Annotated in this window: 13 protein-coding genes; all 13 read left to right on the forward strand. The window is 44.0% G+C overall.

Going from position 1 to position 14,652, the window contains the following annotated elements:
• The first annotated feature begins 127 nt into the window (after window positions 1-127).
• The 13 genes from SP4011_RS02760 (at window position 128) to SP4011_RS02820 (ending at window position 14,497) form a co-directional block, all read left to right on the forward strand.
• Window positions 128-1,741, forward strand: a complete 1,614-nt coding sequence (locus SP4011_RS02760; RefSeq protein ID WP_000404936.1) for a ribonuclease Y — start codon at window positions 128-130, stop codon at window positions 1,739-1,741.
• A 139-nt stretch (window positions 1,742-1,880) separates the two neighbouring features.
• Window positions 1,881-2,507 (forward strand): guanylate kinase, encoded by a 627-nt coding sequence (gmk, locus tag SP4011_RS02765; RefSeq protein ID WP_000775041.1) that lies wholly within the window; start codon window positions 1,881-1,883, stop codon window positions 2,505-2,507.
• Window positions 2,508-2,531: 24 nt separating this feature from the next.
• On the forward strand, window positions 2,532-2,846 hold the full coding sequence (gene rpoZ, locus SP4011_RS02770; RefSeq protein WP_000979235.1) for a DNA-directed RNA polymerase subunit omega: 315 nt from the start codon (window positions 2,532-2,534) through the stop codon (window positions 2,844-2,846).
• Between the two features lie 65 nt (window positions 2,847-2,911).
• The gene (locus SP4011_RS02775; RefSeq protein WP_338619760.1) at window positions 2,912-5,308 is read left to right on the forward strand and encodes a primosomal protein N'; all 2,397 of its coding nucleotides are present in this window, start codon (window positions 2,912-2,914) and stop codon (window positions 5,306-5,308) included.
• A gap of 12 nt (window positions 5,309-5,320) precedes the next feature.
• Window positions 5,321-6,256, forward strand: coding sequence for a methionyl-tRNA formyltransferase (gene fmt, locus SP4011_RS02780; protein ID WP_261060990.1), 936 nt, complete (start codon window positions 5,321-5,323; stop codon window positions 6,254-6,256).
• Window positions 6,249-7,562 carry a 16S rRNA (cytosine(967)-C(5))-methyltransferase RsmB gene (rsmB, locus tag SP4011_RS02785; protein WP_338619762.1) on the forward strand — a complete coding sequence of 438 codons (1,314 nt, stop codon included), beginning with the start codon at window positions 6,249-6,251 and terminating at the stop codon, window positions 7,560-7,562. The genes fmt and rsmB overlap by 8 nt, the downstream gene beginning before the upstream one ends.
• A 14-nt stretch (window positions 7,563-7,576) precedes the next feature.
• Window positions 7,577-8,317 carry a Stp1/IreP family PP2C-type Ser/Thr phosphatase gene (locus tag SP4011_RS02790; protein WP_050234902.1) on the forward strand — a complete coding sequence of 247 codons (741 nt, stop codon included), beginning with the start codon at window positions 7,577-7,579 and terminating at the stop codon, window positions 8,315-8,317.
• Window positions 8,314-10,215: a Stk1 family PASTA domain-containing Ser/Thr kinase gene (pknB, locus tag SP4011_RS02795; protein ID WP_338619763.1), complete on the forward strand. Its 1,902-nt coding sequence runs from the start codon at window positions 8,314-8,316 to the stop codon at window positions 10,213-10,215. The genes SP4011_RS02790 and pknB overlap by 4 nt, the downstream gene beginning before the upstream one ends.
• 88 nt (window positions 10,216-10,303) lie before the next feature.
• On the forward strand, window positions 10,304-11,062 hold the full coding sequence (locus SP4011_RS02800) for a threonine/serine exporter family protein (RefSeq protein WP_057487162.1): 759 nt from the start codon (window positions 10,304-10,306) through the stop codon (window positions 11,060-11,062).
• Between the two features lies 1 nt (window position 11,063).
• The gene (locus SP4011_RS02805; RefSeq protein ID WP_057487161.1) at window positions 11,064-11,513 is read left to right on the forward strand and encodes a threonine/serine exporter family protein; all 450 of its coding nucleotides are present in this window, start codon (window positions 11,064-11,066) and stop codon (window positions 11,511-11,513) included.
• A 158-nt stretch (window positions 11,514-11,671) separates the two neighbouring features.
• The gene (locus tag SP4011_RS02810; protein ID WP_057487170.1) at window positions 11,672-11,920 is read left to right on the forward strand and encodes a hypothetical protein; all 249 of its coding nucleotides are present in this window, start codon (window positions 11,672-11,674) and stop codon (window positions 11,918-11,920) included.
• 130 nt (window positions 11,921-12,050) lie between these two features.
• Complete coding sequence (locus SP4011_RS02815; RefSeq protein WP_050252772.1) at window positions 12,051-13,223, forward strand: hydroxymethylglutaryl-CoA synthase; 1,173 nt, start codon at window positions 12,051-12,053, stop codon at window positions 13,221-13,223.
• The gene (locus tag SP4011_RS02820) at window positions 13,223-14,497 is read left to right on the forward strand and encodes a hydroxymethylglutaryl-CoA reductase, degradative (RefSeq protein WP_218764351.1); all 1,275 of its coding nucleotides are present in this window, start codon (window positions 13,223-13,225) and stop codon (window positions 14,495-14,497) included. Before SP4011_RS02815 ends, SP4011_RS02820 begins: the two co-directional genes overlap by 1 nt.
• Window positions 14,498-14,652: the final 155 nt, after the last annotated feature.

The following is a 14,652-nucleotide window of genomic DNA, read 5'->3' on the forward strand; positions in this document are numbered from 1 at the left end:
TATTTCAGCAAATGTGTTCCAAATTCCTCAAAACATATTCTATTTTAGGTTTGTGAAAATCACTTTTTTATGGTAGAATGTAAAAGAATGTATGTCATTCGGAATAACAATAAAATGAGGTAAAAACATGGAAATCATGTCGCTTGCGATTGCTGTTTTTGCCGTCATCATTGGTTTAGTCATTGGATATGTCAGCATCTCAGCTAAGATGAAATCATCTCAGGAAGCTGCGGAGTTGATGCTTTTAAATGCTGAACAAGAAGCAACTAATTTACGTGGACAAGCTGAGCGTGAAGCGGATTTACTGGTTAATGAAGCCAAACGTGAAAGCAAGTCTCTTAAAAAAGAAGCACTATTGGAGGCCAAAGAAGAAGCCAGAAAATACCGTGAAGAAGTGGACGCTGAATTCAAATCAGAACGTCAAGAACTCAAACAAATCGAAAGTCGTTTGACAGAGAGAGCTACTAGCCTCGACCGCAAGGACGACAATTTGACGAGTAAAGAACAAACACTTGAACAAAAAGAACAAAGTATTTCTGATAGAGCGAAAAACCTTGATGCGCGTGAAGAGCAATTAGAGGAAGTCGAAAGACAAAAAGAAGCAGAGCTAGAGCGTATTGGTGCTCTGTCTCAGGCAGAAGCACGAGATATTATCTTGGCACAGACAGAGGAAAACTTGACCAAGGAGATTGCTAGCCGTATTCGCGAAGCTGAGCAAGAGGTCAAGGAACGTTCTGATAAAATGGCCAAGGACATCTTAGTTCAAGCTATGCAACGTATCGCTGGTGAATATGTAGCGGAGTCGACAAACTCAACGGTTCATCTGCCAGACGATACTATGAAGGGACGCATTATTGGTCGTGAAGGTCGTAACATTCGTACCTTTGAAAGTTTGACAGGGGTCGATGTGATTATCGACGATACACCAGAAGTGGTGACCTTGTCAGGTTTTGACCCGATTCGTCGTGAGATTGCCCGTATGACGATGGAAATGTTGCTCAAAGATGGTCGTATCCACCCAGCTCGTATCGAAGAGTTGGTTGAGAAAAACCGTCAAGAGATTGACAATAAGATCCGTGAATACGGTGAGGCTGCTGCCTATGAAATTGGTGCGCCGAACCTTCATCCAGACTTGATGAAGATTATGGGACGTTTGCAGTTCCGTACTTCTTATGGACAAAATGTCTTGCGCCATTCGATTGAGGTGGCTAAGTTGGCTGGTATCATGGCGAGTGAGCTTGGTGAAAATGCGGCTCTTGCCCGTCGTGCTGGATTCCTTCACGATATCGGGAAAGCTATTGACCGCGAGGTTGAAGGTAGCCACGTTGAAATCGGTATGGAATTGGCCCGTAAGTACAAGGAACATCCAGTTGTGGTGAATACGATTGCTAGTCACCACGGCGATGTCGAAGCCGAAAGCGTCATTGCAGTGATTGTTGCTGCAGCAGATGCCTTGAGTGCAGCCCGTCCAGGTGCTCGTAGTGAGTCTCTTGAAAGCTACATCAAGCGTCTCCATGATTTGGAAGAAATTGCGAACGGCTTTGAAGGAGTACAAACTAGCTTTGCCCTTCAAGCAGGACGTGAAATTCGTATCATGGTCAATCCAGGACAAATCAAGGACGACAAAGTCACAATCTTGGCTCACAAAGTTCGTGAGAAAATTGAAAACAATCTCGATTACCCAGGAAATATCAAGGTAACCGTGATTCGCGAGCTTCGTGCAGTAGATTATGCTAAATAAATAGGAAAGAGCAGTTGAAAAATTACTGCTTTTTTGTTACACTAGATAGAAAGACTGTAGAAGGATAGTTTGTGTAAAATGCTACTATACTGAAGGAAAATTTTATTTTATTTTTACAGACTGACTAAAAGGAGACACAATGGCAGACCGAGGCTTACTAATCGTTTTTTCTGGTCCTTCAGGGGTTGGAAAAGGAACGGTTAGAAGAGAGATTTTTGAGAGTTCTGAAAACCAATTTCAATACTCTGTATCGATGACGACACGCGCACAACGTCCTGGAGAAGTGGACGGTGTTGACTATTTCTTCCGTACTCGTGAAGAGTTTGAAGAGCTGATTCGTCAAGGACAGATGTTGGAATATGCAGAATATGTCGGCAATTATTATGGAACTCCTCTGACCTATGTCAATGAAACCTTGGACAAGGGAATCGATGTTTTCCTTGAAATTGAAGTTCAGGGCGCTCTTCAGGTCAAGAAAAAGGTTCCAGATGCTGTCTTTATATTCCTGACACCACCAGATTTGGATGAATTGCAAGATCGTTTGGTAGGACGTGGAACAGACAGCGCAGAAGTGATTGCCCAACGAATCGAAAAAGCCAAGGAAGAAATTGCTCTCATGCGTGAGTATGATTATGCGATTGTCAACGATCAGGTGCCCCTAGCTGCTGAGCGTGTCAAACGTGTGATCGAAGCAGAGCACTTCCGTGTGGATCGTGTCATTGGTCACTATCAGGAGATGTTACCAAAATCTCCAACTACCCGATAAAATTTAGAAAATAGGTACAAGCAAATGATGTTAAAACCCTCTATTGATACCTTGCTCGACAAGGTTCCTTCAAAATATTCACTCGTAATCTTGGAAGCAAAACGTGCCCACGAATTGGAAGCAGGTGCGCCAGCAACTCAAGGTTTCAAGTCTGAAAAATCAACTCTTCGCGCTTTAGAAGAAATCGAATCAGGAAATGTAACAATTCACCCAGATCCAGAAGGAAAACGTGAAGCAGTGCGTCGTCGTATCGAAGAAGAAAAACGTCGCAAAGAAGAAGAAGAAAAGAAAATCAAAGAGCAAATCGCTAAAGAAAAAGAAGATGGTGAAAAAATTTAAGGTTGGGGGGACTCAATCTTATTTTTTCTATTGCAAGAATGTACTGACAAGGAGGAGGTGAGAAGATGGCCATAGCTAAGATAATCGTAGATGTGCCCTTGATGCAGACGGACCAGCCCTATAGTTATAGGATTCCGGAGGAATTTGAGGGAATGCTGGAAGTTGGGATGCGGGTTCATGTACCTTTTGGTAAGGGAAATCGTCTGATTCAAGGGATTGTTCTTGGTTTGGAGTCTCAATCAGATGAGGAAGAGATGGAGCAAGATTTAAAAGATATTGCTGAGGTGCTGGATTTTTCTCCTGTTCTCACGCAAGAACAACTCTGGTTGGCTGAAGAGCTCCGCAAGTCCGTCTTTTCTTATAAAATCTCTATCCTCAAGGCTATGTTACCAGGGTTTCTGAACTCCAGCTATGATAAAATTCTCTATCCTAAGGCAGAACTGAGTCAGGAAGACCGAGTGCGCCTGTTTGGTTTAGAAGATTCGCTTGCCTTTTCTTCTCTGGATTTAAGTAAGCAAGCTGAAATGATGCGTTTGACTAGAAAAGGCTTGCTTGGTCTAGAATATCAGGCAATCGATCAAAAGAAGGTCAAGACCCAGTCTTGGTATGAGGTTGACCTTGCTCAATTAGAAAGTGTAGAGATTTCTGCTCGTGCTAAGAAAAAGTTGGAACTGAGAGACTATCTGCTGTCTCATACTGAGAGTGCTTCCTTGGCTAGTTTGCTAGAGTTCTATTCGCGGGAGCAAGTCAACTTTTTTGTGGAACAAGGTGCTGTGTCCATAGTCCAAAAGGAAGTGCAACGCTCGGCTGCTTATTTTGAAGGCATTGAGGCAAGTCAGCCTTTGGAGTTGAATCCAGAGCAAAGACAGGCGCGTGATGCGGTTGTGAGTGCTATTGGCAGTCATCAGCCTCCCTTCCTCCTTCAAGGGATTACAGGAAGTGGGAAAACGGAGGTTTATTTGCAGATTATTCAAGGAGCCTTGGACAAGGGCAAGACAGCCATTTTGCTGGTGCCTGAGATTTCCTTGACTCCTCAGATGACGGAGCGTTTTATTGCACGTTTTGGTGAGAAAGTGGCCATACTTCACTCAGGCTTGTCTAATGGTGAAAAGTATGATGAATGGCGCAAGGTGGAACGCGGTGATGCCCAAGTTGTGGTTGGTGCCAGATCTGCTATCTTTGCTCCGCTGAAAAATCTGGGTGTCATGATTATCGATGAAGAGCATGAAGCGACTTATAAGCAGGACAGTAATCCCCGTTATCATGCTAGAGAGGTAGCTATTTTACGGGCTCAGTATAATCAAGCAGCTTTGGTGCTTGGTTCAGCAACTCCTAGTCTGGAAAGCCGTGCTCGGGCTGGCAAAGGCGTCTATCAACATTTACGTCTAACCCAACGGGCCAATCCTTTGGCTAGGATCCCTGAGGTTCAAGTAATTGACTTTCGAGACTATATCGGACAAAACGAGACATCAAACTTTACACCTCCTTTGCTAGAAGCCATTCAAGACCGTCTGGCTAAAAAAGAGCAGGTGGTTCTCATGCTCAATCGCCGTGGCTATTCTAGCTTTGTCATGTGTCGGGAGTGTGGGACGGTGGATACTTGTCCTAACTGTGACATTTCCCTGACCTTGCACATGGATACCAAGAACATGAACTGCCATTATTGTGGTTTTTCGAAAGACATTCCTCAGGTCTGCCCTAACTGTAAGAGTCGCAGTATTCGTTACTACGGTACGGGAACTCAGAAGGCTTATGACGAGCTAGCAGAACTCTTTCCCCAGGCCCGTATTTTGCGCATGGATGTGGATACGACTCGCAAGAAAGGGAGTCATCAAGCTATGCTTGACCAGTTTGGACAAGGGGAAGCGGATATTTTACTAGGTACTCAGATGATTGCCAAGGGTTTGGATTTTCCAAATGTGACCCTAGTAGGAGTTCTTAATGCAGATACAGCCTTGAATTTGCCTGATTTCCGTTCTTCTGAGAGAACCTTCCAGCTTTTGACTCAGGTGGCAGGTCGGGCAGGACGTGCTGAAAAAGCTGGTCAGGTATTGATTCAGTCTTACAATCCTCAGCACTACGCTATTCGATTTGCCAAGGATCAGGATTACGAAGGTTTTTATGCCTATGAAATGGGTATTAGACGACAACTCGGTTATCCGCCTTACTATTTCACCATTGGCATTACCCTTTCTCATAAGAAAGAAGAAGAGGTGGTCAAACGTGCCTATGAAGTGATGAACATTTTGCGGTCAGGTTTATCTGAAACCAGTAACATCCTTGGGCCGACGCCGAAACCCATTGCCCGTACCCACAACCTCTATCATTACCAGATTTTAATTAAATACCGTTTAGAAGATGAGCTGGGGCCGACTCTAAATCAGGTTCTGGCCTTGACTCAAGAACGGGAAAATAGTGAGCTCCGTCTCAGCATTGACCATGAGCCACAGCAATTTTTATAAGAAGGAGAAGATATGACAAAATTAATCTTTATGGGGACACCCGACTTTTCAGCAACAGTCTTAAAAGGACTTTTGACAGATGACCGTTACGAAATTCTAGCCGTTGTGACCCAGCCAGACCGTGCTGTCGGACGTAAAAAAGTGATCCAAGAAACACCAGTCAAGCAGGCTGCAAAGGAAGCAGGTCTTCCTATCTACCAACCCGAAAAATTATCTGGAAGTCCAGAGATGGAAGAGATTATGAAACTAGGAGCAGATGGAATTGTGACTGCTGCTTTTGGGCAGTTTCTCCCAAGTAAGCTCCTTGATAGTATGGACTTTGCGGTCAACGTTCACGCTTCTCTTCTTCCTAAACACCGTGGTGGTGCGCCTATCCATTATGCCTTGATTCAAGGGGATGAGGAAGCTGGTGTGACCATTATGGAAATGGTTAAGGAAATGGATGCAGGGGATATGATTTCTCGTCGTAGTATTCCAATCACGGATGAGGACAATGTTGGCACCTTGTTTGAGAAATTAGCTCTCGTTGGTCGTGATTTGCTTTTGAACACTTTGCCTGCCTACATTGCTGGTGACATCAAACCTGAACCACAGGATCCAAGTCAGGTTACCTTCTCGCCAAATATCAAGCCAGAGGAAGAAAAACTGGACTGGAACAAAACCAATCGTCAACTCTTTAACCAAATCCGTGGGATGACCCCCTGGCCTGTTGCCCATACTTTCCTTAAGGGCGATCGCTTTAAGATTTATGAAGCTCTAGCTGTAGAAGGTCAGGGAAATCCAGGTGAGATTCTCTCTATCGGCAAGAAAGAATTGATTGTCGCAACAGCAGAAGGGGCTCTATCCCTCAAACAAGTGCAGCCAGCTGGTAAGCCTAAGATGGACATCGCTTCCTTCCTCAACGGAGTTGGACGTACATTGACTGTAGGAGAACGATTTGGTGACTAAAGTAGAAACGGCTAGAAGTCTAGCTCTGGCAGTGCTAGAGGATGTCTTTATCAATCAAGCATACTCAAACATCGCCTTAAATAAACACCTCAAGGGGAGCCGGCTCTCTGCAGCAGACAAGGGTTTGGTGACCGAGCTGGTCTATGGAACGGTAGCCCGTAAACTGACTCTGGAATGGTACCTATCCCACTTTATCGAGGACAGAGACCAGTTAGACAGCTGGCTTTATGTCCTACTTCTCATGAGTGCCTACCAGCTCCGCTATTTGGACAAAATTCCAGACCATGCTGTGGTCAATGAAGCAGTAGAATTGGCCAAAGTCCGTAAAAAAGGCAGTGGAAAATTGGTCAACGCCGTCCTTCGTCGTATTCTACGTGAAGGCTGGCCAGATATCACCAGCATCAAACGAAAAAACAAGCGTGACTCCATTGCCTATTCTCTTCCGGTTTGGTTGGTGTCTAAACTTAAGGAAGAATACGGAGAGGAGCGAGCACAGGCTATTTTTGAAAGTCTCTTGGTGCGAAACAAGGCCAGTATTCGTGTAACAGACCCAAGTCGAAAAGAGGAAATTCAAGTCTTGTTGGAGGCGAATAATTCCCTTTTAGCAACCACTGGTCTGGTTAAGGAGCAAGGGAATTTTGCAGGGCATGATTTGTTTGCAGATGGAGCCATTACCATCCAAGACGAGTCTAGTCAATTGGTTGCGCCAACTCTTGATTTACAAGGCAATGAGCAGGTTCTAGATGCCTGTGCGGCTCCAGGTGGGAAAACAGCCCATATAGCCTCTTATCTCACGACAGGTCAGGTTACTGCTCTGGACCTTTACGATCACAAGTTGGACTTAATCCAAGAAAATGCTCAACGTCTGGGAGTTGCAGATCGGGTTCAAAGGCAAAAATTGGATGCCAGAAAGGTACATGAGTTTTTTGGTCAGGATTCATTTGATAAGATTTTGGTGGATGCTCCCTGTTCAGGAATCGGTCTTTTGCGCCGAAAACCAGATATCAAATACAATAAAGAAACGGCAGATTTCGCGTCCTTACAGGAAATTCAGCTAGAAATATTAGGTAGTGTTTGTCAAACACTAGGCAAAGGTGGTATAATAACTTATAGTACCTGTACTATTGTCTCAGAGGAGAATTTTCAAGTCGTTGAGGCGTTTTTAGAAAGTCATCCTGAGTTCGAGCAGGTAAGACTAGAACATGAATGTAAGGATATCATGAAAGACGGCTGTATCCTCATTACACCTGAATTGTATGGAAGTGATGGATTCTTCATCAGTCAATTTCGCAAGATATCGGATTAGGAAGGAACTGACACATGGAAATTTCATTATTAACAGATGTTGGTCAGAAACGGACAAATAACCAAGACTATGTCAACCACTATGTCAATAGAGCTGGGCGTACCATGATTATTTTAGCTGATGGGATGGGAGGTCATCGCGCAGGGAATATCGCTAGTGAAATGGCGGTAACAGACCTAGGTATAGCTTGGGTCGATACCCAAATCGATACAGTCAATGAAGTGCGTGAATGGTTCGCCCATTACCTAGAAATTGAAAATCAAAAGATTCACCAGCTTGGTCAGGATGAAGCTTACAGAGGCATGGGAACTACTTTGGAAGTCCTTGCTATTATTGGCAATCAAGCTATCTATGCTCATATCGGTGATTCGCGTATCGGCTTGATTCGTGGAGAAGAATACCATCAGTTGACGAGCGACCATTCTTTGGTCAACGAATTACTCAAGGCTGGTCAATTGACACCAGAAGAGGCAGAAGCTCATCCTCAAAAAAATATTATCACCCAGTCTATCGGGCAAAAAGATGAAATTCAGCCTGATTTTGGGACAGTTATCCTTGAGTCAGGTGACTATCTCTTGCTCAATAGTGACGGCTTGACCAACATGATTTCAGGCAGTGAGATTCGTGATATTGTAACCAGTGATATTCCTTTAGCAGATAAAACGGAGACACTTGTTCGTTTTGCTAACAATGCAGGAGGTTTAGACAACATTACGGTTGCCCTTGTTTCTATGAACGAGGAGGACGCAGAATGATCCAAATCGGCAAGATTTTTGCCGGACGCTATCGGATTGTCAAACAGATTGGTCGAGGAGGCATGGCGGATGTCTACCTAGCCAAAGACTTAATCTTAGATGGGGAAGAAGTGGCAGTGAAGGTTCTGAGAACCAACTACCAGACGGACCCGATAGCTGTAGCTCGTTTTCAGCGTGAAGCGAGAGCTATGGCAGATTTAGACCATCCTCATATCGTTCGGATAACAGATATTGGCGAGGAAGACGGTCAACAGTATCTTGCAATGGAGTATGTTGCTGGACTAGACCTCAAACGCTATATCAAGGAACATTATCCTCTTTCTAATGAAGAAGCCGTCCGTATCATGGGACAAATCCTCCTAGCCATGCGTTTGGCCCATACCAGAGGAATTGTTCACCGGGACTTGAAACCTCAAAACATTCTTTTGACACCAGATGGGACTGTCAAGGTTACAGACTTTGGGATTGCAGTAGCCTTTGCTGAGACGAGTCTGACTCAGACTAACTCGATGCTGGGTTCAGTTCATTACTTGTCACCAGAGCAGGCGCGTGGTTCGAAGGCGACTGTACAAAGTGATATCTATGCAATGGGGATTATTTTCTATGAGATGCTGACAGGTCATATCCCTTATGATGGGGATAGTGCAGTGACTATCGCCCTCCAGCATTTCCAAAAGCCCCTGCCGTCCGTTATTGCTGAGAATCCATCTGTGCCTCAGGCTTTGGAGAATGTTGTTATCAAGGCAACTGCTAAGAAATTGACAGATCGCTATAAATCAGTTGCTGAAATGTATGTGGATTTGTCTAGTAGTTTGTCTTATAATCGTCGCAATGAACCAAAGCTGGTCTTTGATGATGCGACTAAGGCGGACACCAAGACTCTACCAAAAGTATCCCAGAGCACCTTGACTTCGATTCCTAAGGTTCAAGCGCAGACAGAACACAAACCAATCAAAAAAACAAGTCAGGCTGTGACAGAGGAAACTTACCAACCACAAGCACCGAAAAAACGTAGATTTAAGATGCGTTACCTGATTTTTTTGGCCAGCATTGTATTGGTGGCAGCTTCTCTTATTTGGATACTATCCAGAACTCCTGCAACCATTTCTATTCCAGATGTGGCAGGTCAGACAGTTGCGGAAGCCAAGGAAACGCTCAAAAAAGCCAATTTTGAGATTGGCGAGGAGAAGTCAGAGGCTAGTGAAAAGGTGGAAGAAGGGCGGATTATCCGTACAGATCCTGGTGCTGGAACTGGTCGAAAAGAAGGAACGAAAATCAATTTGGTTGTCTCATCAGGCAAACAATCCTTCCAAATTAGTAATTATGTCGGCCGGAAATCGACAGATGTTATAGCAGAACTCAAGCAGAAGAAGGTTCCTGAAAATCTCATCAAAATTGAGGAAGAAGAATCAAGTGAGAGCGAAGCAGGAACTGTTCTCAGACAGAGTCCAGCTGCTGGAACAACCTATGATTTGAGCAAGGCCTCAACGATTACCTTAACCGTTGCTAAGAAAGTAACCAGCGTTGCTATGCCAAGTTATATAGGATCTAGTCTCGAATTTACTAAAAATAATCTCGTTCAAATTGTCGGTATTAAAGAAGCCAATATTGAAGTTGTAGAAGTGTCGACAGCTCCCGCTGGAACTGCTGAAGGTACAGTCGTTGAACAGAGTCCAAAAGCAGGTGAAAAGGTTGATTTGACTAAGACGCGTGTCAAGATTTCAATCTACAAACCAAAAACACCGCCGTCAACGTCATCATCAGCACCAGCCCAACGTGGAAACCAAGGTTCTACTACAACACCAAGTCAGGGGAACCAACAAGGAAATCAACGAGAGAATGCACCTGGTCCTACTCAATCAAGTAGTGAAGGCAACCACGAAAATTCTCGTGATTAAATGAATCTTTGTCATGATTTCATGGCAAAGATTTTTTTTGAGTCCAGATTTGTGATAGAATAGAAGGAGTTGATAAAAGGAGGAACGCATGGAAGAATCAAGAGAATTAAATGCCGTCATCGATGTGATTATGTTAGCTGGAACCATTCTTCTCAAAAGTGGCTCAGAGATTCATCGTGTAGAAGATACCATGATCCGTATTGCGCATTCGCAGGGGATTGTGGATTGCAATGTTCTTGCCATGCCTGCTGCTATCTTTTTCTCCATTGAAAACACCAATATTTCGCGCATGAAGCGCGTGACCTCCTCTTCTTATAACATCGAAAAAGTCTGCGATGTCAACCAGATTTCTCGTCAACTGGTTGGGGGGCGGATTGATTTAGAGACAGCCTTCAAGCAATTGACGGCTTTGCAAGCCCAACCCCTTCCCTATACTAAGTTGCAGGTAACTCTGGCTGCGACCTTAAGTGCTCCTTTCTTTTCGGTTATGTTTAGTGGAAATATCTACGACGCACTTGGGGCAGGAGTGGCGACCTTATTTGGTTTTGCCTTTTCCCTTTATGTGGAGAAGTTTATCCGAATTCCTTTTGTAACAGCCTTTGCTGGGGCCTTCGTCTTTGGAATGATTGCCCAGTTTTGGGCTCGCTACACAGGTTTTCCTTCAACAGCAGATTTGATTATAGCTGGTGCAGTCATGCCTTTTGTACCAGGTATTGCCTTGACCAATGCGGTCCGTGATATTATGACCAACCACATAAACTCTGGTATGAGCAAGATGTTTGAATCCCTGCTCATTACCCTTGCTTTAGGGGCAGGAACTTCTGTCGCCTTGGTATTGATGAACTAATATGACACTAACAACCTTTTTATTACAAGCAGTAGCAAGTCTTCTTGCCATTATCACTTTTTTAATCGTACTCAATGTGCAACGCTCTATGCTCTTACCTGGAGGGATTTTGGGCATGGCTGTCTGGCTAATTTATCTCTTGCTCAAGGAACCGACCAATGTTATTGTGGCTACTTTTATTGCAGCTATTATTGGTTCTTGTGTCAGCCAGATTTTAAGTATTCTTTATAAGACACCTGCTGTGGTCTTTATCTTGGCCATCTTGGCACCTCTGGTTCCGGGTTATCTTTCTTATCGGACAACTGCCTTTTTTGTGACAGGGGACTATAATAAAGCGCTGGCAAGTGCGACCTTGGTTGTCATGCTGGCTCTGGTCATTTCCATTGGAATGGCTAGCGGAACAGTGATTCTCAGACTGTATCATTATATAAAAACACATCGAGTATCGTAGACTTTACAGAAATAAAAGAATTTTCTGAAAAAGGAGATAAATATAGTGACAAGGCTTTCTATGTATGCCATTCTCTATATATAGGAGGAAAAATCATGAAAAAATCACTATTTTCCTTATTGTTTGTAAGTCTACTGACCTTGTTATTTTTCCCAGTCATGGTTTCTAATTCAGGCTCAGAATTTCAAAGTGGATGGCAAGAGCATCAGTTGATTGCCGAAAAGGTTAGTAAAACACTTGACAAGACATTTGATAAGGATGTCAGAGAAATTCCGACCAGTCAGTTTTATCAAGAATTTGTAGATGAGATGGGAAGGACTTACTCAGGAGATTTAATCCTCCAGGAGCTGAGAACTGTGAATGGGGCTTATAAAGCTACTTATATCGGTGAACTCTATAGCAACTAATCATTCTTTAAAATTATGACCAATAAGAGGCTTGATTTGGTGAATCAAGTCTTTTTTCTCTCTTTTACTGCCATTTGTGATAAAATAGTACTGAACGATTTTTTACATGAATGATAAAACAGAGGTAAATATGACAATCGGTATTGATAAGATTGGTTTTGCGACCAGTCAATATGTCTTGAAGTTACAAGACTTAGCAGAAGCGAGGGGAATTGACCCTGAAAAATTAAGCAAAGGACTCTTACTCGAGGAATTGAGTATTGCGCCCTTAACTGAGGACATCGTGACCTTGGCGGCGAGTGCAAGTGACTCTATTTTAACTGAGCAAGAGAGACAAGAAATTGACATGGTCATTGTGGCTACCGAGTCAGGAATTGACCAGAGTAAGGCTGCAGCCGTCTTTGTGCATGGCTTGCTGGGTATTCAGCCCTTTGCTCGTAGTTTCGAGATTAAAGAAGCCTGCTATGGAGCGACAGCTGCCCTACATTATGCCAAATTGCATGTGGAAAATTCTCCAGAGTCCAAGGTCTTGGTCATTGCCAGTGATATTGCCAAATACGGTATTGAAACTCCAGGAGAACCAACTCAGGGTGCTGGAAGTGTGGCTATGTTAATTACACAAAATCCACGCATGATGGCCTTTAATAATGACAATGTAGCTCAAACCCGTGACATCATGGATTTTTGGCGTCCAAATTACTCGACAACTCCTTATGTAAATGGTGTCTATTCTACCCAACAATACTTGGATAGTTTGAAAACGACTTGGCTTGAATACCAAAAACGCTACCAGCTTACTTTGGATGATTTCGCGGCGGTTTGCTTCCACTTGCCTTACCCTAAATTAGCACTCAAAGGCTTGAAAAAAATCATGGATAAGAGCCTGCCTCAAGAGAAAAAGGACCTCTTGCAAAAGCACTTTGATCAGTCTATTCTCTACAGTCAAAAGGTGGGGAATATCTATACAGGTTCTCTCTTCCTTGGGCTTCTATCTCTCTTGGAAAATACAGATAGCTTGAAGGCTGGGGATAAAATTGCCCTTTATAGTTACGGAAGTGGGGCCGTAGCTGAGTTCTTTAGTGGTGAATTGGTTGAAGGATACGAAGCTTATCTGGATAAAGACCGTTTGAATAAGCTCAACCAACGAACTGCCCTGTCTGTTGCAGACTATGAAAAAGTCTTCTTTGAGGAAGTAGACTTGGATGAAACAAATTCTGCCCAGTTTGCTGGCTATGAAAATCAAGATTTTGCCTTGGTTGAAATTGTTGACCACCAACGCCGTTATAGCAAGGTTGAAAAATAATGAAGATAAGTTGGAATGGATTTTCTAAAAAATCATACCAAGAGCGCCTCGAGCTGTTAACAGCTCAGGCGCTCCTTAGTCCTGAGAGACAAGCGAGTCTGGAGCAGGATGAACAGATGAGTGTGACTGTGGCAGACCAGCTGAGTGAGAATGTAGTGGGAACTTTTTCTCTGCCTTATTCGCTGGTCCCAGAGGTTCTCGTTAACGGTCAGGAATACACAGTTCCCTATGTGACAGAAGAACCATCTGTGGTTGCTGCGGCCAGCTATGCCAGCAAAATCATCAAGAGAGCAGGTGGCTTTACTGCTCAAGTCCATGAGCGCCAGATGATTGGACAGGTAGCCCTTTATCAAGTTGCTGAACCTGAACAGGCGCAAGAGAAGATTGCCAGCAAAAAGGCTGAACTCTTGGAGCTTGCCAATCAAGCTTATCCTTCTATCGTTAAACGAGGAGGTGGGGCGCGTGATTTGCATGTAGAGCAGATCAAAGGTGAAACGGACTTTCTCGTCGTTTATCTTCATGTCGATACCCAGGAAGCCATGGGTGCCAATATGCTCAACACCATGCTGGAAGCCTTGAAACCAGTCTTAGAAGAACTTAGTCAAGGACAGAGTCTCATGGGGATTCTTTCTAATTACGCGACCGATTCTCTGGTGACGGCTAGTTGCCACATCGCCTTTCGCTACTTGAGCCACCAAAAAGATCAAGGACGAGAAATTGCGGAGAAGATAGCCATGGCTAGTCAGTTTGCGCAGGCTGATCCTTATCGAGCCGCTACTCACAATAAAGGGATTTTTAATGGTATTGATGCCATTTTGATTGCCACTGGTAATGACTGGCGTGCCATTGAGGCGGGAGCTCATGCTTTTGCCAGTCGAAATGGACATTACCAAGGTCTTAGTCAATGGACGCTGGATCTTGAAAGAGAAGAATTGGTTGGTGAGATGACCCTGCCCATGCCTGTGGCGACCAAGGGTGGCTCTATCGGCCTTAACCCTCGTGTAGCCCTCAGTCATGAACTACTGGGGAATCCTTCTGCCAAAGAATTAGCCCAGATTATCGTATCTATCGGGCTTGCACAAAACTTTGCGGCCCTGAAAGCCTTGGTGAGTACAGGCATCCAGCAAGGCCACATGAAATTGCAGGCCAAATCCTTAGCACTCCTCGCAGGTGCTAGTGAATCCGAGGTAGCTCCTCTAGTCGAGCTCCTCATCGCAGATAAAACCTTTAACCTAGAGACAGCCCAGCGCTACCTCGAAAATTTAAGATCATAAAAAACTCAGACGAATTCGGTCTGAGTTTTCTTGTGCTTATACTCAATGAAAATCAAAGAGCAAACTAGGAAGCTAGCCGTAGGTTGCTCAAAGCACTGCTTTGAGGTTGTAGATAAGACTGACGAAGTCAGTTACATATATCTACGGTAAGGCGA

The sequence above is a fragment of the Streptococcus parapneumoniae genome (genome assembly GCF_037076355.1).
Classification (GTDB): domain Bacteria; phylum Bacillota; class Bacilli; order Lactobacillales; family Streptococcaceae; genus Streptococcus; species Streptococcus parapneumoniae.